We start from the raw sequence: 24,451 nt of genomic DNA on the forward strand, positions 1-24,451 counted from the left end.
GCCAAATTGGAACGTGTTACAGGTTTCGGTTAGCCTGACGAATTAACACTTGTCAGGAGGCCTGTAATGGCGGTTGATCCGCGTACTCCCGTCGTGGTCGGGGTGGGCCAGTTCACCGAGCGCATCGGCGACCCCGGTTACCGCGGCATGTCCTCGGTCGATCTGGCGACCGAGGCAGTGCGGGCCGCGCTGGCTGACACCGGCGCCGACGTGACGGCGGTGGCACGGGCCATCGAGGTGTTCGCGGGCCTGCGCCAGTTCGAGATCTGCACCCCGTTCAACTCCCCGCCGTTCGGCTGCTCGGACAACTACGTGCGATCGGTGGCGCACCGGGTCGGCGCCGATCCGGTGCGGGCGGTGCTCGAGCCGATCGGCGGCAACGGCCCGCAAAAGCTGATGACAGAGTTCGCCGGGGCGATCGCGGCGGGCGAGATCGAGGTCGCGTTGATCCTCGGGTCCGAGCCCGGGTCCACCGCGAAGTACTTCGCCGATCGCGACGACAAGCCGGACTTCACCGAGCACGTCGGCGGCCAGCTCGAGGACCGTGGCTACGGCTTCGAGCAGTACATGAGCGAGTACACCGCCAAGCACGGGCTGACCGGGGCGCCGGTGCAGTACGGGCTGCTCGACAACGCCCGTCGGGCGCGCCTCAGGCTCAGCGTGGCCGACTACCGGCACTCGATGGCCGAGCTCTTCGCCCCATTCTCCAAAGTGGCCGCCAAGAACCCGTTTTCGTCCTCGCCGGTGGAGCGGTCGGTGGTGGAGATCGAGACCGTCACCGACGAGAACCGGATGATCTGCGACCCGTATCCGCGGCTGCTGGTAGCGCGCGACACCGTCAACCAAGGGGCGGCCGCGCTGGTGATGTCGGTGGCGGCGGCCCGGCGGCTCGGGGTGTCCGAAGACACGTGGGTGTATCTGCGCGGGCATGCCGATCAGACCGAGCAGGACCTGTTGGACCGGGTCGACGTCAGCGTCAGCTACTCCGCCAAACAGGCTGTGGCAGAAGCGCTTCGGGGTGCCGGCATCGGCATCGACGAGGTGGCGACGTTCGATCTTTACAGCTGCTTCCCGTTCCCGGTGTTCGCGGTCTGCGATGAATTCGGGCTCACCGCCGACGATCCGCGGGGCTTGACACTCACCGGTGGCCTGCCCTATTTCGGTGGGCCCGGCAACAGCTATTCGTTGCACGGCATCGCCGAGACCGTGGCCGCCATGCGTGACAGGCCGGGCTCGTTCGGTCTCGTCGGCGCCAACGGCGGTGTGATGAGCAAGTATTCGGTGGGCATCTACTCCACCGAGCCCGGCGAGTGGGCAGCCGATCGCAGCAAGGCGCTGCAGCAGGACATCGCCGCGCTGCCGAGGGTACCAGTCACGCGAAACCCCAACGGCGCGGCCGCAATTGAGACCTACTCGGTGCGCTATGACTGGCCGACGACGACCGGCGTCATCATCGGCCGGCTCGACGCTGACGGCTCGCGGTTCATGGCGCTCACCGAGGACCGCGACCTGGTGGCGCTGATGACCGAGGGCGACCCGCTGGGCGCCGCGATCACGGTGAGGTCCACCGACGAGGGCATCAACCAAGCGTCGCTCGGCTAGCCCTTCAGCGCGGCGACCAAGCCTTCGCAGTCGTCGACGGAGACGTTGAGTGCGGAGTGATCCCGCAGCCCGATCACCCGGTGAATCCGCGGCTCGAAGTGGATGCACACGCCCCGGTCGGCGTTGGTGCCGAACGTCAAACCGTCGTCGGCCAGCGACAGCCGCGCACCCACCGCCGTCCACCACCGGTACGGGCCGGTGATATGCGCATCCTGGATCTGAGACCGCGGCACCTCGACCCGGAACGGCCCGTAGCGGACGATCAGCCGGCCGTCGTCGGTGACGGTAACGCCCTGCGTGCTCGGCCATACCCGAAAGGCCAGCCACATCGGCGCCAGCCGGGCGTCGTAGCGGTATGGGAAGTGCCGACCCTGCTCTGTCACGATGCGCCTCCCGGGTGTCAGCGGCTAGACCGCCGCGGCAAGCTTGCCCGCCAACCGCTCGACGTAGGCGGCCACCTCATCTTCGGACTTGTCGGGCAGTCCGAACAACACTTCGGTGACCCCGATGTCGGCCCAGTGCGCCAACTTCTCCGGCACCGGCTTGAAGTCCAGCGCGACGATCTGCGGAGCGCCGTCGCGGCCCGCGGCGGCCCAGGTGTCCTGCAGCAGCTTTACCGGCTGGTCGATGTCGAAGTCGCGCGGGGTGGTGATCCAGCCGTCGGCGCTGCGGGCGATCCACTTGAAGTTCTTCTCGTTGCCCGCGGCGCCGACCAGCACCGGGATGTGCGACTGCACCGGCTTGGGCCACGCCCAGCTGGGGCCGAAGTTGACGAATTCGCCTTCGTAGGAGGCTTCTTCTTCGGTCCACAGGGCGCGCATCGCCTCGATGTACTCACGCAGCATCGTGCGGCGACGACCGGGCGGCACCCCGTGATCGGTGAGTTCGTCGGTGTTCCAGCCGAACCCGACGCCGAGGCTGACCCGCCCACCCGAGAGGTGGTCGAGCGTCGCGATCGATTTCGCCAGCGTGATCGGGTCGTGTTCGACCGGAAGCGCCACCGCGGTGGACAGCCGCACCCGCGACGTGACTGCACACGCCGCGCCGAGGCTGACCCACGGATCCAGCGTGCGCATGTAGCGGTCGTCGGGCAGCGACTCGTCGCCGGTGGTCGGATGCGCCGCCTGGCGCTTGACCGGAATGTGGGTGTGCTCGGGTACATAGAACGTCTGAAATCCGTGATTATCGGCAAGAGTCGCGGCCGAGGCCGGGGAGATTCCGCGATCACTGGTGAACAGCACAAGCCCGTAGTCCATGGATGAATTAGAACGTGTTCCAATCTCGCGGGCAACCACGGGGGTCGGTAGTGGCGACCGACGCGGCGCCGAAGGTGCGCTAGCGTGGTTGATCGGCTCGCGTCGCAAAGCCCGCGCAGGCCGTCGCCACCGCGTCGATCCAGCCTTTGGAGGTAGCCTCGCGAGGAGCGGCGCGCGGGAGTAACCAGCGCCGCACGACAATGGCGCCGCAACCGCATCGGAAGGCACAGGAGAAGCCATGACTTACCCGCCCGGCAACGCCGGATATCCGCCCGCGCAGTCGCCCGCCTCGTATGGGGCTCCGGGATCGACATCGTTCGCGAAATCCGAGGACGCCGAGAACAACCTCAAGCACTACCTGACCATCGCGGTCGCAGTGCTGGGTGTGCTGACTTATCTGGCGAGCTACTTCCCGATGGTCTCCCGCCTGCTGCCCAACGGCGACGAACTCGTCGAGAAGGGCAGCACGCTGCCGGTCGACCTGGTGCTGCTGGCCGGCGTGCTGGCCGCGGTGAACCTGTTGCCGAAGGCCAAGAACTACCTCGCCGCCGTCACCGTGGTTTCCGTGCTGGGCACGCTGCTGCTGATCCAGGACACCATCGACGCGACCGATCGCGGCGCGGGGCTGTGGATCGCCGTCACCGCCGGTGTCGTGCAGGCGGCGCTGGCCATCAGCGCTCTTCTGCTGGATGCGGGCGTGATCACCGCGCCGGCGCCCCGCCCCAAGTACGACCAGTACTACGGGCAGTACGGCGGTTACTACGGCCAGCAGCAGAATCCTTACCAGCAGTCCGGCTACGGAACGCAGTACGGCGGATACCCGTCGGGTCCGACGACAGGCGGCTTCGCCGCGCAGCCCGGACCGCAGCCGAGTTCGGCCCAGTCCCACGGATCGCCCACCCCGCCAACGGGTTTCCCGAGCTTCAGCCCGCCGCCGTCGTCCGGCTCCAACCCTGCTGGGCAGGGCAACCCCGGCGACCATGGCGGGTCGGCCCCCGGCCAGCACGAGTTCGGCTCGGGCCAGCAGCCGCAGGCGCCGTCGGGTCCGTCACAGTCCTGACTCTGCGGTGTCTGGCGCGGCGGGTCGCTTAACGCCGCAGCGGGTAGGTAACGTCCTCAGACCGTGACGCCGGACAGTCGAGCCCCGGGCGCCCACCAGGCGCGCGACCTGCTGCGGGTCGCGTTCGGTCCGGCGGTGGTGGCGCTGGTGGTCATCGCCGCGGTGACGTTGCTGCAGTTGGTGATTGCCAACAGCGACATGACCGGCGCGCTGGGTGCGATCGCCAGCATCTGGCTCGGTGTACACCAGGTGCCGATCTCGATCGGTGGCCGCGAGCTGGGCGTGCTGCCGCTGCTCCCGGTGCTGCTGATCGTGTGGGGGACCGCGCGCACCACCGCGCACGCCACTGCGCCCACGGCCTCGTGGTTCGTCACCCGGTGGATCGTCGCGTCGGCGCTGGGTGGCCCGCTGCTGTTCACCGCGGTCGCGCTGGCCGTCATCCACGACGCGGCGTCGGTGATCACCGAATTGCAGACGCCGAATGCGCTGCGCGCGTTTACGAGCGTGCTGATGGTGCACGCCGTCGGCGCGACCATCGGGGTCGGATCGCGCGTCGGCCGCCGGGCGCTCGCGGCATCGCCGCTGCCTGACTGGCTGGCCGATTCGCTGCGCGCGGCTGTGGCCGGCGTGCTGGCGCTGCTGGGGCTCTCGGGGATGGTGACGGCCTGCTCACTGGTCGTGCACTGGGCGACGATGCAAGACCTCTACGGCATCACCAATTCGATCTTCGGCCAGTTCAGCCTGACCGTGCTGTCGGTGCTCTATGTGCCCAACGTGATCGTCGCGACCGCTGCGATGGCGGTGGGATCGAGCGCTCACCTGGGTTTTGCCACGTTCAGTTCGTTCACGGTGTTCGGCGGGGACATCCCGGCGCTGCCCGTGCTGGCCGCGGCGCCGCACCCGCCCCTGGGACCGATCTGGGTGGCGCTGCTCATCGTCGGGGCATCGTCGGCGGTTGCGCTCGGGCAGCAGTGTGCGCGACGGCCGCTGCCGCTGTCCGACGCGATGGCGAAGGTCGGGATCGCGGCGCTGCTGGCGGCCCTGATCCTGGCGCTGCTCGGTTACGCGGGCAGCGGCCAGCTGGGCAACTTCGGCGGAGTCGGAATCGACCAGGGCACTTTCGGTTTCGCGATCTTCCTGTGGTTCACCGCGATCGGCGCGCTGACCGTGGTGATGGCCGGTGGAATCCGACGCCGCCCGCGGCCCACGTCGGTCCCCGCCGCGCCGCCGGCCGAGCCGCCGATGCCGGACGTCGAGGACGACGACACGTCGGGCATCGATCTGCCTGACGACGAGTCCGATGGTCCGACTAGGCTCTGACCTGTGCAGCAATCGTTCCGCGTGCCTCCCAGCGCACCGGCACGAGTGGTGGTGCTGGCATCGGGCACCGGATCGCTGCTGGCGTCACTGCTGGACGCCGCCGTCGGAGACTACCCGGCCCGGGTGGTGGCCGTCGGTGTCGACCGCGACTGCGCGGCCGTCGACATCGCCGCCGCGGCGTCGCTGCCGTCGTTTCGGGTACGGCTGGGCGACTATCCCGGCCGCGACGCGTGGGACGCCGCGCTCACCGAAGCCACCGCCGAGTATGCACCGGACCTGGTGGTGTCGGCAGGCTTCATGAAAATCCTTGGACCACACTTTCTTTCGAAATTCGAAGGGCGGACGCTCAACACTCATCCCGCGCTGCTGCCGGCATTTCCCGGCGCGCACGGGGTGGCCGATGCGCTGGCCCACGGTGTCAAAGTCACCGGCTGCACGGTGCATCTGGTCGACGCCGGCACCGACACCGGCCCGATACTGGCCCAGCAGGCGATTCCGGTGCTCGACGACGACAACGAAGCAACCCTGCACGAACGCATCAAGGTCACCGAGCGGCGACTGTTGGTGGACGTGATAGCCGCGGTGGCGACCGGCGGCGTGACCTGGAACGGACGAAAGGCGACTATCGGATGACCGGCAGCGACGATGCAGAGCGCAGCGATGGGGAGGAGCGCCGCGGATGACTAGCAACGAAGGCAAGCGGCCGATTCGGCGTGCGTTGATCAGCGTCTACGACAAGACCGGTCTGGTCGACCTCGCCAAGGGGCTGGCCGATGCCGGCGTCGAGATCGTGTCGACCGGATCGACCGCGAAAACCATTGCCGACAAAGGCATTCCCGTCACACCGGTGGAGGAGCTGACGGGTTTCCCGGAGGTGCTCGACGGCCGGGTCAAGACCCTGCATCCGCGCGTGCACGCCGGCCTGCTGGCCGACCTGCGTAAGCCCGAGCACGCGGACGCCCTCGAACAGCTCGGCATCGCCGCGTTCGAGTTGGTGGTGGTCAACCTTTATCCGTTCAGTGAGACCGTCGAATCCGGTGCGGGCGTGGACGAATGCGTCGAGCAGATCGACATCGGCGGGCCGTCGATGGTGCGGGCGTCGGCCAAGAACCACCCGAGCGTGGCCGTGGTGACCGACCCGCTCGGCTACGACGGCGTGCTGGCCGCGGTGCGTAGCGGCGGCTTTACGCTCGCCGAACGAAAGAAGTTGGCGTCGTTGGCATTCCGGCATACTGCCGAGTACGACGTCGCGGTGGCCGGCTGGATGGAGTCGACGCTGGCGCCTGAGGAGCCGACCGCGGCCTTCCCTGCGTGGATCGCCGGGACCTGGCGACGCTCGACCCAGCTGCGCTATGGCGAGAATCCGCATCAGCAGGCCGCGCTCTACGTCGACGACAGCGGGTGGCCCGGCCTGGCGCAGGCCGAGCAGCTACACGGAAAAGAGATGTCGTACAACAACTTCACCGACGCCGACGCGGCCTGGCGGGCGGCGTTCGACCACGAGGATATCTGCGTCGCAATCATCAAGCACGCCAACCCATGTGGCATCGCCGTGTCGTCGGAATCGGTGGCCGACGCCCACCGCAAGGCGCACGAATGCGACCCACTCAGCGCCTTCGGCGGCGTGATCGCGGCCAACACCGAGGTCAGCGTCGAGATGGCCGAGTACGTCAGCACGATCTTCACCGAGGTGATCGTCGCACCCGCCTATGCGCCGGGTGCCGTCGACGTGCTGGCGCAAAAGAAGAACGTCCGGGTGCTGGTCGCGGCCGAGCCGATCGGAGACGACACCGAGCGGCGCCAGATCAGCGGCGGGCTGCTGGTGCAGCAGCGTGACCAGATCAACGCACCGGGCGACGACCCGAACAACTGGGCGTTGGCGACCGGCGAGCCGGCCGACCCGGCCACGCTGGCCGACCTGGCCTTCGCCTGGCGAACCTGTCGCGCGGTGAAATCCAACGCGATCGTGATCGCCGGCGGTGGCGCCACCATCGGTATCGGTATGGGCCAGGTGAACCGCGTCGACGCCGCGCGGCTGGCGGTCGAGCGCGGGGGAGATCGGGTCCGCGGGGCGGTCGCCGCGTCCGACGCCTTCTTCCCGTTCCCGGACGGCCTCGAGACCCTGGCGGCTGCGGGCGTGAAGGCGATCGTGCACCCGGGCGGTTCGGTCCGCGACGACGAAGTCACCGCCGCCGCGGCCAACTTTGGCATCGCGCTGTATCTGACCGGGGCGCGCCACTTCGCGCACTAGAAACTACGCGCTGATTTCGTCCTGCACGGTCGTCGCGTAGCGAATGAACGCGGCAACCTCGTCGACCGCTCGGCGGGCATCGGGGTTCACGTCGAAGCTGAGCTGGAACATGTGCATTGCCTTGTGCCACTGCTGAACCCAGACTTCGACATTCTGGGCGCGTAGCCGTTCGGCGAACACGATGGTGTCGTTGAGAAGCATCTCGTGGGTGCCGGCCTGCAGCAGGAACGGGCCCAGGCCGCGCAGGTCGGCCTCGGGTGGCATCAGCGGCGGCGGCCGGGTGCCGTTCACGGTGGCGAACACGTCGTAGATGAACTTCACCGTCATGAACGGGAACATCACGTCGCGGTGGTCCTTCAGCGCCCGGTACTTCAGCTCCATGTCGGACGACGTCAGCGGCGACATCAGCGCCTGTCCGGCCGGCACCGGCAACCCGGCGTCCCGGGCCGCCAGCGCGACGTCGGCGGCCATCAGTCCGCCGGCCGAGTCGCCGGCCAGCACGATTCGGTCGGGTGCGAACCCCTGCGCCAGCGCGAAGCGATAGCCGTCCAAACCGTCGGCAACAGCCTCCTCGATGCTGGCCTGTGGTGCCAGCCGGTAGCCGACGTTGAGCACCTTGGCGCCGGTCGCCTGCGAGAGTCGGCTGACGAAGCGGCGATGCGAGTTGAGTCCGAGGGTGACCAGCGCCGAGCCGTGGAAGTACACGATCAGCGACGTCGAGTCGCGCGCCTCAGGGGCGACCACCCATTCGGCCGGGCAGTGCGCCAGGTCGACACGCGTGACATCGGTGCCGGGCAGCGGTTTGATGACCTTCAACGCACCGTCGATGCCGTCGAGGCGCACCCGCTGCAGCGTGGCGGGGCTGACGCGATTGACCACCATGCCGAGCACGGTCAACGCGGCCAGCACCGGCCGGACGAAGATCGCGGTCAACAGCGCGAGCACGCTGGACTGCCACGAGGCGGGGCCGAAGTGTGCGGTCTCGGGCCGTTCAGACCATTCGAGAGAATTCACGGTACCCAGGGTATCGGGTAGCTGTGCATTAACGAATGTGAGGTTCGGACCGGTCCGGATACACAGTTGTCTGCGCCACTCGATTGCGAGTTTTTGAATGCATGCCGGCCGTTGTGCAAATCGTCGCAATTTGCCGAGAGGGCGCCTCGCAAACCCCCTTCCGAACAAGATCGGATCGGCCTACAGTCGAAATTCGGGCACGTCAACCGGGGCGTGCCCGGTGCGATCAAGAGGTATTCGAGAGGAAATAATGCGCGCGATAACAAAAAGAACAGCGTCGTTCTCAGTCGCCCTTGCAGCATTCGCTCTGCTCGGTGCGGGATGCCACCAGTCCAACAACTCGAGTAATTCCTCGTCGAGTTCGGCGGCGTCCTCGTCCTCCTCGTCCGCGATGACGACCTCGATGGCCATGGAGCCGTCGACGAGCGCGGCGGCCACGCCCAGCCCGACGCAGATCGCCGGCAAGAACGGCACCATGTACACAATCGAGGGACCGATCCTCGCAAAGTTCGACACCCTCACCGACGAGCAGAAGAAGGACCTGGGCGCGCCGTACGACAACCAGAAGAACACCGCCGACAACACCGGTGTCTACCAGCAGTTCGACGGCGGCGTGCTGATCATGAAGAACGGCGGGCCCGTCTACCTCGTGTGGGGCAAGATCCGCGACGCGTGGAACGACAACCAGGCCTCGCAGGGCAAGCTGGGCTACCCGACCGCCGACGAGACGAAGGAGCCGGACGGCACCTACAAGTCGACGTTCGAGCACGGCACCATCACCTGGAAGGAAGGCGACGAGCACGCGACGGTGACGACCAGCTAGTCCCCGCTCGCACTTTCGCTTCGGAGGGCCGGGTAATCCTTGCGATTGCCCGGCCTTTCCGTTTGTCAGTAGCGTGGAGTGGTGACCGCTGCGAACAACCTGCCCCGTACCGTTGGTGAACTCCGTGCCTCCGGGCACCGCGAACGCGGTGTGAAGCAAGAAATTCGGGAAAACCTGCTGGCTCGATTGGCGGAGGGGGCCGACGGCGGGGCCATTTGGCCCGGCATTCTGGGCTTCGACGACACCGTGTTGCCGCAACTCGAGCGGGCGCTGATCGCCGGTCACGACTTCGTGCTGCTGGGTGAACGCGGCCAGGGCAAGACCCGTCTGCTGCGCGCCTTGATCGGGCTGCTCGACGAGTGGACACCGGTGATCGCCGGCGCCGAACTCGGCGAGCACCCCTACACCCCGATCACCCCGGAGTCGATCCGCAAGGCCGCCACCCTCGGTGACGACCTTCCGATCGAGTGGCGGCATCGCAGCGAGCGCTACACCGAGAAGCTGGCCACGCCCGACACCAGCGTCGCCGACCTGGTCGGTGACATCGACCCGATCAAGGTCGCCGAGGGTCGCAGCCTGGGCGACCCGGAGACCATCGCCTACGGCCTGATCCCGCGGGCGCACCGCGGCATCGTCGCCGTCAACGAGCTGCCCGACCTGGCCGAGCGGATCCAGGTGTCGATGCTGAACGTCATGGAGGAGCGCGACATCCAGGTCCGCGGCTACACGCTGCGGCTGCCGCTGGACGTGCTGGTCGTCGCCAGCGCCAACCCCGAGGACTACACCAACCGCGGCCGCATCATCACCCCGCTCAAGGACCGCTTCGGTGCCGAGATCCGTACTCACTACCCCCTCGAACTGGATGCGGAGGTCGCGGTCATCACCCAGGAGGCCCACCTGTCCGCGCAAGTGCCGGAGTACCTGAGCCAGGTGATCGCCCGGTTCGCCCGCTACCTGCGGGAGTCCAACTCGGTCGATCAGCGATCGGGGGTGTCGGCGCGGTTCGCCATCGCCGCTGCCGAAACCGTCGCCGCCGCCGCCCGGCACCGCGGCGCGGTGCTGGGGGAGACCGATCCGGTGGCCCGCGTGGTCGACCTGGGCACGGTGATCGACGTGCTGCGCGGCAAACTCGAATTCGAGTCCGGCGAAGAAGGTCGCGAGCAGGCTGTTTTAGAACATCTGTTGCGTCGCGCCACCGCCGATACCGCATCGCGGGCGCTCGGCGGAATCGACGTGGGCCCGCTGGTGGCCGCGGTCGAGGGCGGCTCGGCGGTGACGACCGGTGAGCGGGTGTCGGCCAAGGACGTGCTGGCGGCGCTGCCCGAGCTGCCGGTGATCGACGCGATCGCCAAACGCCTGGGCGCCGAATCCGAGGGCGAGCGTGCCGCTGCGCTCGAATTAGCCTTGGAGGCACTGTATTTGGCCAAGCGCATCGACAAGGCCTCCGGAGAAGGCGAAACCGTCTATGGCTAAAGGCCACTCGTCACGTTACTCTGCCTACACCGGCGGGCCGGATCCGCTTGCCCCGCCGGTGGATCTGCGCGAGGCGCTCGAACAGATCGGGCAGGACGTGATGGCGGGCACCTCGCCGCGCCGGGCGCTGTCGGAGTTGCTGCGCCGCGGCACGAAGAGTGTGACCGGGGCCGACCGGTTGGCCGCCGAGGCCAACCGGCGACGTCGAGAGTTGTTGCGCGAGAACAACTTGGACGGCACGCTGCAGGAGATCAAGAAGCTGCTCGACGAGGCGGTGCTGGCCGAACGCAAGGAGCTGGCCCGTGCCCTCGACGACGATGCCCGGTTCGGCGAGCTGCAGCTGGATTCGCTGTCGCCATCCCCGGCCAAGGCCGTGCAGGAACTCTCCGAGTACGACTGGCGCAGCGACGAGGCCCGCCAAAAGTACGACCAGATCAAGGATTTGCTCGGCCGCGAAATGCTCGACCAGCGCTTCGCCGGCATGAAAGAGGCGCTGGAAGGGGCCACCGACGAGGATCGGCAGCGGGTCAACGACATGCTGAACGACCTCAACGATCTGCTGGACAAGCACGCCAAAGGCGAAGACTCCCAGCAAGATTTCCAAGACTTCATGGACAAGCACGGCGAGTTCTTCCCGGAGAACCCGCAGAACGTCGAGGAGTTGCTGGACTCGCTGGCCAAGCGGGCGGCGGCCGCGCAGCGGTTCCGCAACAGCCTGAGCCCGGACCAGCGCGCCGAGCTGGATGCATTGGCGCAGCAGGCATTCGGGTCACCGGCGTTGATGCAGGCGCTCGACCGCCTGGATGCACATCTGCAGGCGGCCCGGCCCGGTGAGGACTGGGACGGCTCGTCGGACTTCACCGGCGACAACCCGCTCGGCATGGGCGAAGGCGCGCAGGCGCTTTCGGACATCGCCGAGTTGGAGCAACTCGCCGAGCAGCTGTCGCAGAGCTACCCGGGCGCGACCATGGACGACGTCGACCTCGACGCGCTGGCCCGCCAGCTCGGCGACCAGGCCGCCATCGACGCCAAGACGCTGTCCGAGCTCGAACGCGCGCTGGTCAATCAGGGCTTCCTGGACCGCAGCTCGGACGGTCAGTGGCGGTTGTCGCCGAAGGCCATGCGACGGCTCGGCGAGACGGCGTTACGCGATGTGGCGCAACAGCTTTCGAGCCGTCACGGCGAGCGTGAGTTGCGGCGCGCGGGCGCTGCGGGTGAGCTCACCGGTGCCACCCGGCCCTGGCAGTTCGGCGACACCGAGCCGTGGAACGTCACCCGGACACTGACCAACGCGGTGCTGCGGCAGGCCGGCACCCGAACGCTGGACGACCCGCTGAAGATCATGGTCGACGACGTCGAGGTGTCCGAGACCGAGACCCGCACGCAGGCAGCGGTCGCGCTGTTGGTGGACACCTCGTTCTCGATGGTGATGGAGAACCGCTGGCTGCCGATGAAGCAGACCGCGTTGGCGCTGGATCACTTGGTACGCACTAGGTTTCGGTCGGATGCGTTGCAGATCATCGCGTTCGGCCGCTACGCGCGAACGATGACGAGCGCCGAGTTGATGGGCCTGGAAGGCGTTTACGAGCAGGGCACCAACCTGCATCACGCGCTGGCGCTGGCCGGCCGGCATCTGCGCCGGCACCCGAATGCGCAGCCCGTGCTGCTCGTGGTCACCGACGGTGAGCCGACGGCGCACCTCGAAGACCACGGTGACGGCACGTCGGTGTTTTTTGATTACCCGCCGCATCCGCGGACCATCGCCAACACCGTGCGCGGTTTCGACGAGATGGCCCGACTTGGGGCGCAGGTCACCATCTTCCGGCTGGGCAACGATCCCGGGCTGGCCCGGTTCATCGATCAGGTCGCGCGCCGGGTCGAGGGCCGGGTGGTCGATCCCGATCTCGACGGCTTGGGTGCCGCGGTGGTCGGCGACTACCTGCGATCGCGCCGTCGCCGGTAGAGCGGCGACGGGCCTGATCGTCAAATACGCTGTGGCTGTGGCTATTCGAGGCGATTTGCGCACCTCCGGACAGAGTCGCCAACTCTCGATAGGCAGGGTCGAATTCTGGTCGATGTCGATCTGCTTCTATTTGCCGCACGATATGGGACTATTCCCTGGCAGGAATTATTCGATCGAAAGTTGAGGCCCGTGGCTGCCGATACGGAAAGTCAAACGCACAGCATGATTGCTGCGATCAAAGCCGGCGTATTCCGCCAGGACAAGCAGCCGCGCGAGGTGTCGGCGCATGGCCGTGCTTGGCCGGGGCTGGAGAAAGCGATCGCCACCGCTCTGGGCTCGTCGGCCATTGCGAGCATCGAAAAGGACCGGCAGGTGCATGCCGCGGAACTCGAGGCCGAAGTGCGGCGCAAGCACGAAGAGATGGTTCGTATGTCAGCCAAACGCCAAGCCGCGCTGGATGTGGCGGCCGAAGCGCGCCAAGCCGACATTGCAGCGCTGCCGGTGGGCGAGATCACCTTCCTCGACACGCCGTTCTTTATTTGGGGTGAACCCGATTACCGAATCGAGCCACAGGCGTTGCCCAACAACAGCACCGCCAAATTCAAATTCCACGAATCCAGCTCCGGAAACGAGGAGGTGTCGTTCTGGTTCCAGTGGACCAACGATGGCGACACGCCCGCGATTCTCGATGTGTTCGGCGAGCTGACATTCAACGGGAGCGCTTCAGTGTGGGCTACCGGCGGCCATTTGGACGGCAGTACCTCCTTCGTGACTTTTACCGTCAACTTAGAGCCGTTACGTTGGTGGCAACAACCGCCAACCGAGCCACAACCCTTTCAACCGAGCCAGTTCAATCCGATGGCCAGTGCCTTCGCGTCAGCGCACTGGTACCAGGGTCACGCCACCGCTTCGATCCCCGTCTTCGGCAGCCGCGGCTGCAGCTTCCAAACGTTCGTTGTTCCCCCGCACGCCACCGCCGTCTTCAAGATGGTTTTGGAGCTTAGCTACAGCGTCGATGACGGCACCGTCGATGTTGACTTTGAATCCGGTGCATTCGCCCTCAGCTGTCCCGGCATCCTGTTGCGGCGGACAGGTTAAGACGGGTTAATCCGCGGCAGCGCTAGCTCTGGGCCTTACGGTTCTTGCGCCGGATGCCGACGCCGCCCCACAGCGAGAAACCGCGGATCCGCACCGTCGGCGCACCCGGCGTGCCCTGGCCTTCGACATTGTGGTCGAAGCCGCCCATCACGCCGTGACCCTTGATCTCGACGTTGACTTCGGGTGGCAACAGGATGGTCTGCCCGCCCATGATCGAGGTGGCGTTGATCTCGACATCGGTCGAGGTGAAGTCCGCGTAGCGGAGATCGATCACGCCACCGCCCCACAATGCGAACGTCGTCAGCTTCTTGGGCACGTTCCACCGGCCACGGCGCTCGAACGCGCTCATGATCGCCAACAACAGCATCGACGGCGCGGGTTTGGTGGCGCCGCCGCGCTGCGGGCTGACCGACGACCCGAGCAGATCCGACCGCAACTGGTCGAGTTCGTCGTAGGTCTGCGCGGCGTAGGCCCTGGTGAGCCTGTCCTCGTAGTCGCTCATCTGCAGTTTGCCCTGGGCGGCGGCATCGGTGAGCAACTGCGCCACCTGGATACGGTCGGTCTCGGCGGCACGCGTCTGTGCGTCCGGCCGGTCGCGCGCCCCTTGTTGCGCTGACTTGCTCATCAGTGACGAGCCTACGACGAACAATTTTCCCGGCAAGGGATCTTCGCCAAAGTGTTGTGCCAACCTCAGACTCCGCTCAGGTGTGGTCAGGGTCGCTGCCACGTGGCTGTTGTGCGGCCCGGTGGGCGAGCCGATCGTAGATGGGCTCGGATCGCAGCGCGACGGCGACGAGCATCGCGATGGCACACGCACCGAGCATCGGTGGCAACTGGTTGGTGTTTCCCGTCATCTCGGTGGCGAGGATGAGCCCGGTCACCGGGGCATGCACCGACGCGGTGAAGAACGCAGCCATCCCGATGAGGGCACAGGCGGCCAGGTTCGGCACGGCGTGTGGCGTGAAGTGCACCGCGACGAGGCCGACGACCAACCCGGACTGCGATCCGAGAACCAACATCGGGGCGAACAGTCCACCGGGCGTGGCGGCGGCGTATGAGACGACGCCGAGTGCGAACCGCAGCACGAAGACTCCGCTGACCGCCAGCAGCGCGCCGCGGCCGAGCAGCGCGTTCTGGGTAAGGTTGTCGCCGCTGCCGACCAGGTCCGGTGCCACCCAGACGAGCAACCCGACCAGCGCGCCGGTCACGGCGGCGCGAACCTCCTTGGGCAGTCGGCTGGCGTCGGCACGGTGCAGGGCGAACATCACCGCCTCGTTGTAGAGCACCCCGAGTAGCCCGGTCACGATGCCAATGGCGACGACCCAGCCGGACTCCACGAGCCGCGGATCGGACAACGGCGTCATGCGGAACTCGGTGCCGGATCGCACCACCAGATGGGCGGCGGCGAATCCTGACGCGGACGCGACGAGGGTGGCGATCGTGGTACGCGGATCGAATCGTTTGACCAGTTCTTCGAGCACGAACACGCCGCCGGCGATCGGTGCGTTGAACGCGGTGGCCAGCCCGGCCGCGGCGCCGCCGGCGACCAGCACGCGCAGGTCGGCCAGGTTGCGTCGGGTCAGCGTGGCGACGATGACCGCCGCGCTTCCGCCCATCTGGACCGAGGGTCCCTCCCGGCCGAGCGCCATGCCGCTGCCGATCGCAAGCAGCCCGCCGACGTATTTGATCGGCAGAATGCGGAAGCGGTCGGGTCGCACGCGGCCGTCGGCGACCGCCTCGACTCGCGGGATGCCGCTGCCCTCGGCGTGGGGTTCGATCCGGTGCACCAGTGCGGCCGCGACCGCGGCGGCGGCCATGCAGACGAGGACGACCACGCCCAATCCGGCCCAGCTGCCGTGCGCCCAGTGGGCCAGGGTGTCGCGTAACCGGGCGCCTCGCTCAAGCAGCAGCTTGAAGCTGGCGGCGCTGACGCCGGTGAGCACCCCGACCAGGGCGGCGGCCACCATAAACCCGATCAGGCTTTCGGCGCCCTCCCCTTCTTCGTCGACGGGGTGCTCGGTCGGCCGTTGCCAGCCGGTGAACAGGCTGCGCAGGACATTTCGCCAGTCATCCGGTTTCGGGTCGTCCACCCGTCTTGCATAGCGGAGGAACCTGGGCGGGTGTCAGGTGGCCCAGCTCGGCGGTCGTTTCTCCAGGAACGCCGTCATGCCCTCGCGGGCCTCGTCGGAGACGAACAGCCGGGCCGACTCGGCGGCGAGCCGTTCGGCGTCGCGGTCGAATCCGTGCAGTACAGCGGCGGTGGTCAACGCCTTGGAGGCCGCCAGCCCCTGCGGTGAACCGCGGCCGATGTCGGCGACCAGCGACCCGACCGCGGCATCGACGTCGTCAGCGGCCACCGTGATCAGCCCGATCGTCTCGGCGACGGCGGCGTCGAAGGTTTCGCCGGTCAGGTAGTAGCGCGCGGCCGCGCGGGCGGTCAGTTTCGGCAGCAGCGTCAGCGAGATGATCGCCGGCGCGACGCCGATCCGTGCCTCGGTCAACGCGAAGGTGCTGCGCGGTCCGGCAACCGCGATGTCGCATGCGGCGACCAGGCCCATGCCGCCGGCCCGGACGTGTCCGTCGACCGCGACGATCACCGGCAACGGCGCCTCGACGATCGCGCGCAGCAGTTGCGCCATCTCCCGTGACCGTTGCGCGGTCGCCTCCGCGGGATCCGCGTTGGCCGCCGACCCTTCCGAGAGATCGGCCCCCGCGCAGAAGGTGTTGCCGGTGTGGCCGAGCACGACCACCCGCACCGCGGGATCGGCTGCCGCGTCACGCAAGCCCCGGTGCAGCTGGTTGACCAGCGTGCTGGACAGCGCGTTGCGGTTGTGCGGCGAGTTCAGCGTCAGCCGTGCAGTATGCCCGTCGACGGCGTATTCGACGAGGGTGCCCATCAGTAGCTGCGGGGCAGGCCGAGCGATGTCTGCGCGACGAAGTTGAGCACCATTTCGCGGCTGACCGGCGCGATGCGGGCGAGCCGCGCCGCGGCCATCATCGCGGCCAGACCGTATTCCTTGGTCAGGCCGTTGCCGCCGAGCGACTGAACGGCCTGATCTACCGAGTGGTTAGCCGCCTCTGCCGCAGCATATTTCGCCATGTTGGCGGCTGTGGCTGCGCCACCGTCGTCGCCGTTGTCGTACAGCGTGGCGGCCTTCTGCATCATCAGCTTGGCGAGCTCGACCTCGATGTGGCACTGCGCCAACGGATGTGAGAGGCCCTGGTGCGAGCCGATCGGGGTGCCCCACACCTGACGGGTCTTGACGTAGTCGGCGGCCCGGTCCAGCGCAAAGCGGCCCATCCCCACCGCGCTGGCCGCCCCCATGATGCGCTCGGGGTTCAGGCCCGCGAAAAGCTGTGCGATCGCGGCATCTTCGGCGCCGACCAACGCGTCGCTGGGCAGCCGTACGTCGTCGAGGAAGACTTGGAACTGCCGCTCGGGGCTGATGATCTCCATGTCGATCGGCGTGTAGGTGAAGCCGGGCGCATCGGTGGGAACCACGAACAGCGCCGGGCGCAGCTTGCCGGTCTTGGCTTCCTCGCTGCGGGCGACCACCAGCACCGCCTGCGCCTGGTCGACGCCGGAGATGTAGACCTTCTGCCCCTTGAGGATCCAGTCGCTGCCGTCGCGGCGGGCGGTGGTGGTGATCTTGTGCGAGTTGGAGCCGGCGTCGGGTTCGGTGATCGCGAACGCCATCGTCAGCGTGCCGTCGGCGATGCCGGGAATCCAGCGCTTCTTCTGCTCGTCGGTGCCGAACTTGGAGATGATCGTGCCGTTGATTGCGGGCGAGACCACCATCAGTAGCAGCGCGCTACCGGCGGCTGCCATCTCCTCCATCACCAGCGACAGCTCGTACATGCCGGCGCCACCGCCGCCGTACTCCTCGGGCAGGTTGACCCCGAGGAAGCCGAGTTGGCCTGCTTCGGTCCACAATTCGTCTGTGTGCTCCTGTGCGCGAGCCTTCTTCAGGTAGTACTCGCTGCCGTACTTCGATGCCCAGTCGGACACTGCCTTGCGCAGCGCCTTGCGATCATCGTTTTCGATGAAGCTGCTGTCGATCATGAGTTTTCTCCTTCTGCTTCGGGTGCATCGACGCGCGCTAGAACGGCGCCGACCTCAACTTGTTGGCCTGTATCGACATTGAGTTCTGCGAGTACGCCGTCGGACGGCGCGGTGATGGTGTGCTCCATCTTCATTGCCTCCAGCCAGATCAGCGGCTGGCCAGCCGTGACCGGGTCGCCGAGCGCGGCGCCGAGTCGAATGACGTTGCCGGGCATGGGGGCAACCAGCGAGCCCTTTTCGACGGCGGAACCCGGCTCGGGGAAGCGTGGCTGTGCGACCAGGTGGACGGGCCCCTGCGCCGAGTCGACGTAGACATCCTGACCGTGCCGTGGGACCGCGAAGCTCACGGCCACCCCGTGGTCGTCGGACAGCACTACCTCCTCTGCCGACGCGGACACCAGGTGCACCGCCTCGTCGTGAGGCATCGTCAATCCGGTTCGGCTGAAACGGTATTCGACACGATGCTCGTTGCCGATGTCGTCGAGGTAGGCCTTGACCTGATAGCCCGACGCCAGGTTGCGCCAGCCGCTGGGCAGCGACCTGAGCACGGTGGCGGTGTCCCGGTTCTCGGCCGCGGCCGCCAGCGCGGCGGCGATCGCCGACAGGCGGACCACGGCGTCGCCGGCCAGCGGCGCCGACAATGCCGCCAAGCCGTGCGTCTCGAAGAACGCCGTGTCGGTGGCGCCTTCCAGGAATGCCTGATGCCGCAGCACATTCACCAACAGGTCGCGGTTGGTGCGCAGCCCGTGCACTCGTGCGCGGGCCAGCGCGTCGGCGAGCACCCGGGCCGCCTGCTGCCGGGTCGGTGCGTAGGAGATGACCTTGGCCAGCATCGGGTCGTAGTGGATCGAGACCACCGAGCCGTCGACGATGCCGGAGTCCAGCCGGATTCCGGCGCGGCCCCCGAGCGTGCCGAATTCGGTGCGGGCCGCGGGCACGTCGATGCGCCGGACCAGGCCGGCCTGCGGCTGCCAGTTCTGCGCGGGGTCCTCGGCGTACAACCGCGCCTCGATCGAAGAGCCATGCGCGGCAGGCGGTTCGGCGTCGAGACGACCGCCATCGGCGACCGCGATCTGCAGCGCGACCAGGTCGAGTCCGGTGGTCTCCTCGGTGACCGGGTGTTCGACCTGCAGGCGGGTGTTCATCTCCAGGAAGAAGAACTCGCCGTGGTCGTCGGCCAGGAACTCCACCGTCCCGGCGCCGGTGTAGCCGATCGCGCTGGCGGCCAGCCGGGCGGCTTCGAACAGCCGGGCCCGCATGCCGGGAATCCGCTCGACCAGCGGTGACGGCGCCTCTTCGATGATCTTCTGGTGGCGGCGCTGGATCGAGCATTCCCGCTCGCCGACGGCCCACACCGTGCCGTGGGAGTCGGCCATCACCTGCACTTCCACATGGTGGCCGGTGGGCAGGTAGCGCTCGCAGAACACCGTCGGGTCACCAAACGCCGACTGGGCCTCGCGCTGAGCCGCCGCGACTTCGCTTGGCAACCTGTCCAATTGGTCGACGACGCGCATGCCGCGTCCACCACCACCGGAGGACGCCTTTACCAGGACGGGCAGCTGGGCGGCGGTGACGGTGTCGGGGTCGAGTTCCTCGAGCACCGGAACACCGGCCGCGGCCATCATCTTCTTGGACTCGATCTTGGAGCCCATCGCGCGCACTGCGTCGGCGGGCGGGCCGATCCACACCAGACCGGCGGCCTGCACCGCGGAGGCGAAATCCGCGTTCTCAGAGAGGAATCCGTAGCCAGGATGCACCGCGTCGGCGCCGGCCGCGCGCGCGGCCGCGATGATCGCCTCGCCGTTGAGGTAGTCATTGGTCTGCGGTAGCCGCACCCGGGCATCGGCCTCGGCCACGTGGGGGGCGTTGGCGTCCGGGTCGGTGTACACCGCGACGGTGCCCAGGCCGAGAGTGCGGCAGGTGGCGAACACCCGCCGGGCGATCTCGCCGCGGTTGGCCACCAGAACTCGAGTGATTCCCATTTCCGTCACATCCGGAAGACGCCGAAGCTCGACGTCCCCTTGATCGGGCCATTGGCTATGGCGGACAAACACATTCCCAACACGGTGCGGGTATCCCGCGGGTCGATGATGCCGTCGTCGTAGAGCATGCCCGACATCACCATCGGCAGCGACTCGGCTTCGATCTGACCCTCGACGGCGGCCCGCATGGCCGCGTCGGCGTCCTCGTCGACCGCCTGCCCGCGGGCCTCGGCGGCCGCGCGACTCACGATCGACAACACCCCGGCCAGTTGCGCGCCGCCCATTACGGCGGACTTGGCGCTCGGCCACGCGAACAGGAAGCGCGGGTCGTAGGCCCGGCCGCACATGCCGTAGTGGCCGGCGCCGTAGGACGCGCCGATCAGCAGCGAGATGTGTGGGACCGTGGAGTTCGAGACGGCGTTGATCATCATCGAGCCATGCTTGATCATCCCGCCTTCCTCGTAGTCCTTGCCGACCATGTAGCCGGTTGTGTTGTGCAGGAACAACAATGGTGTGTTCGAGCGGTTCGCCAGCTGGATGAACTGGGTGGCTTTCTGCGACTCCTCGCTGAACAGCACGCCGCGGGCGTTGGCCAGGATGCCCAGCGGGTAGCCGTGCAGGCGCGCCCAGCCGGTGACCAGCGACGAGCCGTACATCGCCTTGAACTCGTCGAATTCGGAGCCGTCGACGATCCGTGCGATCACCTCGCGGGGGTCGAACGGTATACGTAGATCCGCCGGGACGATGCCGATCAGCTCCTCGGCGTCGAACACCGGCTCGGTTACCGGCGCGGGTGCGGGGCCCTGCTTGGTCCAGTTCAGCCTCGCGACGATGCGGCGCCCGATCCGGATCGCGTCGAGTTCGTCGACCGCGAAGTAGTCGCCCAAACCCGATACCCGCGAATGCATTTCGGCGCCGCCGAGCGATTCGTCGTCGGACTCTTCGCCGGTGGCCATTTTCACCAGCGGGGGACCGGCGAGAAACACCTTGGAGCGTTCCTTGATCATCACCACATGGTCGGACATGCCGGGGATGTAGGCGCCGCCGGCCGTCGAGTTGCCGAAGACCAGCGCGATGGTCGGAATGCCGGCCGCGGACAGCCGCGTCAGGTCGCGGAACATCCGGCCGCCCGGGACGAAGATCTCCTTCTGCGTGGGCAGATCCGCGCCACCGGACTCGACGAGCGAGATCACCGGCAGCCGGTTCTCGAACGCGATCTGGTTGGCCCGCAGGATTTTCTTCAGCGTCCAGGGATTGCTGGTGCCACCCTTGACCGTCGGGTCGTTGGCGACGACCAGACATTCGACGCCCTCGATGACGCCAATGCCTACCACCGTGCTCGCGCCGACGGTGAAGGCGCTGCCGTAGGCGGCCAGCGGGCTGAGTTCCAGGAATGGCGAATCGGGGTCAACTAGCAGCTCGATGCGCTCGCGGGCGGTCAGCTTGCCCCGATCATGATGGCGTTCAACGTATTTCGCGCCGCCGCCGGCCAGCGCCTTGGCCAGCTCGGCGCCGATCTCCTCGAGCCGGGATTCCGCGGCCGACGCCGCGGCGGTAAAGGTGTCGCTCGTGGGATCGAGCGTCGACTTCAACGCGGTCATGACTGGAATCCCAACAGCTTGGCGGCCAGTGAGGTCAGGATCTCGGTGGTGCCGCCGCCGATGCCCAGGATTCGCATGTCGCGGTATTGGCGTTCGATCTCGGATTCGGTCATGTAGCCCATGCCGCCGAACAGTTGCACACCTTGGTTGGCCACCCACTCACCGGCCTCGACGGCGGTGTTCTTCGCGAAGCACACCTCGGCGATCAGGTTGGTCTCGCCGGCCAGCTGCCGCTCGACGACGTGGTGGGCGTAGACGCGGGCGACGTCGATCCGGCGGGCCATCTCGGCCAGGGTGTTCTGTACCGATTGCCGCGAAATCAGCGGCCGCCCGAATGTCTCCCGGTCGCGGCACCACTGCACGGTGATGTCCAGACAGCGCTGGGCGCTCGAATAGGCTTGCGCGGCAAGCCCGATGCGCTCCGCGACGAACGCCTCGGCGATCTGGGCGAAGCCGGTGTTCTCGGCGCCCACCAGATTGGCCACCGGCACGGCCGCGTCGACGTAGGACAGCTCGGCGGTGTCGGAGGACCGCCAGCCCATCTTGTCCAGCTTGCGGCTGACTTCGAATCCGGGGGTGCCCTTCTCGACCAGCAGCAGCGAAACCCCGGCCGCGCCAGGCCCGCCGGTGCGCACGGCGGTGACGACGTAGTCGGCTCGCACGGCCGAGGTGATGTAGGTCTTGGCGCCGTTGACGATGTACTGGTCACCGGAGCGGGTCGCGGTCGTGCGCAGGTGTCCGACGTCGGAGCCGCCGCCGGGTTCGGTGATCGCCAGTGAGCCGATCTTGTCCCCGGCCAGCGTGGGCCGGACGAACTCGTCGATGAGTCGCTGATCCCCGGACGCGATCATGTGCGGCACCGCGATGCCGCAGGTGAACAGCGACGCGAACACCCCGCCCGGCACACCCGCCTGATGCAGCTCCTCGCAGACGATCACCGCGTCGGCGCCGTCACCTCCACCGCCGCCGACCTCCTCGGGGAAATTCGCGCCGAGCAGGCCCGCTTCGCCTGCGGCGCGGTGCAATTCGCGCGGCAGCTCGCCGCTGCGTTCCCACTCGTCGATGTGCGGCAGGATTTCCCGTTCGGCGAACGACCGCACGGTCTTGCGGAGCGCATCACGCTCCGGCGTGGTCCAAATGCTCACAACAACCCTTCTGGAATGTCGACATGACGGCTGCGCAGCCACTCGCCGAGCCCTTTGGCCTGGGGATCGAACCGCGCCTGGTACGCGACGCCTTGGCCGAGGATCTCCTCGATCACGAAGTTCACCGCGCGCAGGTTGGGCAGCAGGTGCCGGGTCACCGGCAGGTTGGCGGTCTCGGGCAGCAGCTCGCGAAGCAGCTCGACGGTCAACGTGTTGGCCAGCCAACGCCACTGCTCCTCGGTGCGCACCCACACGCCGACGTTGGCCGACCCGCCCTTGTCGCCGCTGCGTGCGCCGGCGATGCGGCCCAACGGCACCCGCTGCGTCGGACCGGCCGGCAACGGATCCGGCAACGGCGGCACGGCCGCCGGCTGCAACTCGAGAGTGTCGGTGGCGCAAGCAATCTCCACGCGGGTGCCGTCGGCGTGCACGGCGGTGTGCGGCACCTCGGCGGCGTCGACGTAGCCGGGGGTGTAGACGCCGTAGACCTGGCCGTCGCCCGGCGGCGCGGTGACCGTGAAGCCAGGGTAGCTGGCCAGTGCCAATTCCACTGCGGCCGAGGAGAACTGGCGTCCGACGTTGGCCGGGTCCGGGTCGCGGACCACGCAGCTCAGCAGCGCGCTGGCCGCCTGTTCGGTGTCGGCGTCGGCATGGTCGGTGCGAGCCAGCGTCCACTCCAACTCGGCGGGCTTGACGCTTAGCGCGGACTCCAGCTGCCGTCGTACCAGGTCCGCCTTGGCGTCGATGTCCAGACCGGTCAACACGAAGGTCGTGGCGTTGCGGAATCCGCCGATGCTGTTGAGCGACACCTTCAGGGTGGGCGGCGGCGCCTCACCGGTCACGCCGCTGATCCGGACCCGGTCGGCGCCATCGGAGGCCAGCGAGATGGTGTCCATCCGGGCCGTGACGTCCGGGTTGGCGTAGCGCGCGCCGGTGATCTCGTACAGCAGTTGCGCGGTGACCGTGTCGACGCTGACGAGCCCGCCGGTGCCGGGATGCTTGGTGATCACCGACGAGCCGTCGGCATGAATCTCGGCCAGGGGGAAGCCGGCGTACGTCAAATCCGGAATTTCCGTGAAGAACGAGAAGTTGCCGCCGGTGGCCTGGATGCCGCATTCGATGACGTGACCGGCGACCACGGCGCCGGCCAGCCGGTCGTAGTCGGTCCGTTGCCAGCCGAAGTGGGCGGCCGCCGGTCCGACCGTCACCGACGCGTCGGTCACCCGCCCGGTGACGACGACCTCGGCTCCTTCGTTGAGGCAGTCGACGATGCCCCAGGCGCCCAGGTAGGCGTTGGCCGTCAGCGGCTTGCCCAGCCCGAGTTCCTCGGCGCGACCCGAAAGGTCGTCGCCGTCGACATGAGCCACCCGGACCGGCACGCCCAGCCGATCGGCCAGGGCCCGCACGGCGTCGGCGAGCCCGGCGGGGTTCAGGCCGCCGGCGTTGGCGACGATGCGCACGCCGCGGTCCTGGGCCAGGCCGAGGCATTCCTCGAGCTGGGTCAGGAAGGTCTTGGCGTAGCCACGTTCGGGATGTTTCATCCGGTCGCGGCCGAGAATCAGCATGGTCAGCTCGGCCAGGTAGTCGCCGGTCAGATAGTCCAGCCCGCCGCCGGTCAGCATTTCGCGCATAGCGGAATGCCGATCCCCGTAGAAACCCGAGCAGTTTCCGATCCGCACCGGGGCTGACGCCACCCGTGCCTCCCTCCATTGGGACGTACCAACCAACCGGTAGGTTAGCCGAGTCCATCGGTGCCACGTCAAGGCTGCCCGCGGCCGATTTTTGCCCCCAGCAGCTCAG

General features: G+C 67.7%; 21 protein-coding genes. 9 read left to right on the top strand and 12 right to left on the bottom strand.

The window, feature by feature from the left end:
- Positions 1 to 66: 66 nt before the first annotated feature.
- Entirely contained in the window at positions 67 to 1,602 is a 1,536-nt protein-coding gene (locus A5658_RS05035) for an acetyl-CoA acetyltransferase (protein ID WP_067331846.1), read from the top strand.
- Here the strand turns inward: A5658_RS05035 and A5658_RS05040 are convergent.
- On the bottom strand, positions 1,599 to 1,931 hold the full coding sequence (locus tag A5658_RS05040) for a PH domain-containing protein (protein ID WP_067331916.1): 333 nt from the start codon (positions 1,929 to 1,931) through the stop codon (positions 1,599 to 1,601). The two genes, A5658_RS05035 and A5658_RS05040, sit on opposite strands and share 4 nt — an antisense overlap.
- A gap of 78 nt (positions 1,932 to 2,009) precedes the next feature.
- Positions 2,010 to 2,858 carry an LLM class F420-dependent oxidoreductase gene (locus A5658_RS05045; protein ID WP_067331848.1) on the bottom strand — a complete coding sequence of 283 codons (849 nt, stop codon included), beginning with the start codon at positions 2,856 to 2,858 and terminating at the stop codon, positions 2,010 to 2,012.
- Positions 2,859 to 3,096: 238 nt separating this feature from the next.
- Between A5658_RS05045 and A5658_RS05050 the strand changes: the two genes are divergently transcribed.
- The 4 genes from A5658_RS05050 to purH all read left to right on the top strand — a co-directional run bounded on the left by A5658_RS05050 (position 3,097) and on the right by purH (position 7,489).
- Positions 3,097 to 3,918, top strand: a complete 822-nt coding sequence (locus A5658_RS05050; RefSeq protein WP_067331851.1) for a DUF5336 domain-containing protein — start codon at positions 3,097 to 3,099, stop codon at positions 3,916 to 3,918.
- A gap of 63 nt (positions 3,919 to 3,981) precedes the next feature.
- Positions 3,982 to 5,238: a DUF6350 family protein gene (locus A5658_RS05055; RefSeq protein ID WP_067331853.1), complete on the top strand. Its 1,257-nt coding sequence runs from the start codon at positions 3,982 to 3,984 to the stop codon at positions 5,236 to 5,238.
- Positions 5,239 to 5,241: 3 nt separating this feature from the next.
- Positions 5,242 to 5,871, top strand: coding sequence for a phosphoribosylglycinamide formyltransferase (gene purN, locus A5658_RS05060; protein WP_067331855.1), 630 nt, complete (start codon positions 5,242 to 5,244; stop codon positions 5,869 to 5,871).
- Positions 5,872 to 5,917: 46 nt separating this feature from the next.
- A complete protein-coding gene (gene purH, locus A5658_RS05065; RefSeq protein WP_067331857.1) occupies positions 5,918 to 7,489 on the top strand; it encodes a bifunctional phosphoribosylaminoimidazolecarboxamide formyltransferase/IMP cyclohydrolase in 1,572 nt (523 codons plus the stop codon).
- 3 nt (positions 7,490 to 7,492) lie between these two features.
- On the opposite strand, the gene A5658_RS05070 is transcribed toward purH, so the two are convergent.
- Together A5658_RS05070 and A5658_RS28665 are read right to left on the bottom strand one after the other, a co-directional pair.
- Positions 7,493 to 8,503, bottom strand: coding sequence for an alpha/beta hydrolase (locus A5658_RS05070; protein ID WP_067331860.1), 1,011 nt, complete (start codon positions 8,501 to 8,503; stop codon positions 7,493 to 7,495).
- A 180-nt stretch (positions 8,504 to 8,683) separates the two neighbouring features.
- Positions 8,684 to 8,986, bottom strand: coding sequence for a hypothetical protein (locus A5658_RS28665; RefSeq protein WP_231997215.1), 303 nt, complete (start codon positions 8,984 to 8,986; stop codon positions 8,684 to 8,686).
- On the opposite strand from A5658_RS28665, the gene A5658_RS28670 reads away from it, so the two are divergent.
- The 4 genes from A5658_RS28670 to A5658_RS05090 all read left to right on the top strand — a co-directional run bounded on the left by A5658_RS28670 (position 8,979) and on the right by A5658_RS05090 (position 13,860).
- Positions 8,979 to 9,326 carry an LGFP repeat-containing protein gene (locus A5658_RS28670; RefSeq protein WP_231997216.1) on the top strand — a complete coding sequence of 116 codons (348 nt, stop codon included), beginning with the start codon at positions 8,979 to 8,981 and terminating at the stop codon, positions 9,324 to 9,326. The two genes, A5658_RS28665 and A5658_RS28670, sit on opposite strands and share 8 nt — an antisense overlap.
- Positions 9,327 to 9,404: 78 nt before the next feature.
- On the top strand, positions 9,405 to 10,799 hold the full coding sequence (locus A5658_RS05080; protein ID WP_067331864.1) for an ATP-binding protein: 1,395 nt from the start codon (positions 9,405 to 9,407) through the stop codon (positions 10,797 to 10,799).
- Positions 10,792 to 12,762 carry a VWA domain-containing protein gene (locus A5658_RS05085; protein WP_067331866.1) on the top strand — a complete coding sequence of 657 codons (1,971 nt, stop codon included), beginning with the start codon at positions 10,792 to 10,794 and terminating at the stop codon, positions 12,760 to 12,762. Before A5658_RS05080 ends, A5658_RS05085 begins: the two co-directional genes overlap by 8 nt.
- A gap of 189 nt (positions 12,763 to 12,951) precedes the next feature.
- Entirely contained in the window at positions 12,952 to 13,860 is a 909-nt protein-coding gene (locus tag A5658_RS05090; RefSeq protein ID WP_067331868.1) for a hypothetical protein, read from the top strand.
- A 22-nt stretch (positions 13,861 to 13,882) separates the two neighbouring features.
- Here A5658_RS05090 and A5658_RS05095 read toward each other — a convergent pair whose 3' ends face one another.
- From A5658_RS05095 to A5658_RS05130, 8 genes are all read right to left on the bottom strand, one after another.
- Positions 13,883 to 14,485: a DUF1707 domain-containing protein gene (locus A5658_RS05095; RefSeq protein ID WP_067331870.1), complete on the bottom strand. Its 603-nt coding sequence runs from the start codon at positions 14,483 to 14,485 to the stop codon at positions 13,883 to 13,885.
- A 76-nt stretch (positions 14,486 to 14,561) separates the two neighbouring features.
- Positions 14,562 to 15,950: a ClC family H(+)/Cl(-) exchange transporter gene (locus A5658_RS05100; RefSeq protein ID WP_231997217.1), complete on the bottom strand. Its 1,389-nt coding sequence runs from the start codon at positions 15,948 to 15,950 to the stop codon at positions 14,562 to 14,564.
- Between the two features lie 33 nt (positions 15,951 to 15,983).
- Complete coding sequence (locus tag A5658_RS05105) at positions 15,984 to 16,757, bottom strand: enoyl-CoA hydratase family protein (protein ID WP_067331872.1); 774 nt, start codon at positions 16,755 to 16,757, stop codon at positions 15,984 to 15,986.
- Entirely contained in the window at positions 16,757 to 17,923 is a 1,167-nt protein-coding gene (locus A5658_RS05110; RefSeq protein WP_067331874.1) for an acyl-CoA dehydrogenase family protein, read from the bottom strand. Before A5658_RS05110 ends, A5658_RS05105 begins: the two co-directional genes overlap by 1 nt.
- Positions 17,920 to 19,905: a biotin carboxylase N-terminal domain-containing protein gene (locus A5658_RS05115; RefSeq protein WP_067331877.1), complete on the bottom strand. Its 1,986-nt coding sequence runs from the start codon at positions 19,903 to 19,905 to the stop codon at positions 17,920 to 17,922. The genes A5658_RS05110 and A5658_RS05115 overlap by 4 nt, the downstream gene beginning before the upstream one ends.
- A gap of 5 nt (positions 19,906 to 19,910) precedes the next feature.
- Positions 19,911 to 21,506 (bottom strand): acyl-CoA carboxylase subunit beta, encoded by a 1,596-nt coding sequence (locus A5658_RS05120; RefSeq protein WP_067331879.1) that lies wholly within the window; start codon positions 21,504 to 21,506, stop codon positions 19,911 to 19,913.
- Positions 21,503 to 22,651 carry an acyl-CoA dehydrogenase family protein gene (locus A5658_RS05125; RefSeq protein ID WP_067331881.1) on the bottom strand — a complete coding sequence of 383 codons (1,149 nt, stop codon included), beginning with the start codon at positions 22,649 to 22,651 and terminating at the stop codon, positions 21,503 to 21,505. The genes A5658_RS05120 and A5658_RS05125 overlap by 4 nt, the downstream gene beginning before the upstream one ends.
- Positions 22,648 to 24,330 (bottom strand): acyclic terpene utilization AtuA family protein, encoded by a 1,683-nt coding sequence (locus tag A5658_RS05130; RefSeq protein WP_067331920.1) that lies wholly within the window; start codon positions 24,328 to 24,330, stop codon positions 22,648 to 22,650. The genes A5658_RS05125 and A5658_RS05130 overlap by 4 nt, the downstream gene beginning before the upstream one ends.
- Positions 24,331 to 24,451 lie beyond the last annotated feature (121 nt).

This window comes from Mycobacterium sp. 1245111.1, assembly GCF_001673405.1.
Lineage (GTDB): Bacteria > Actinomycetota > Actinomycetes > Mycobacteriales > Mycobacteriaceae > Mycobacterium.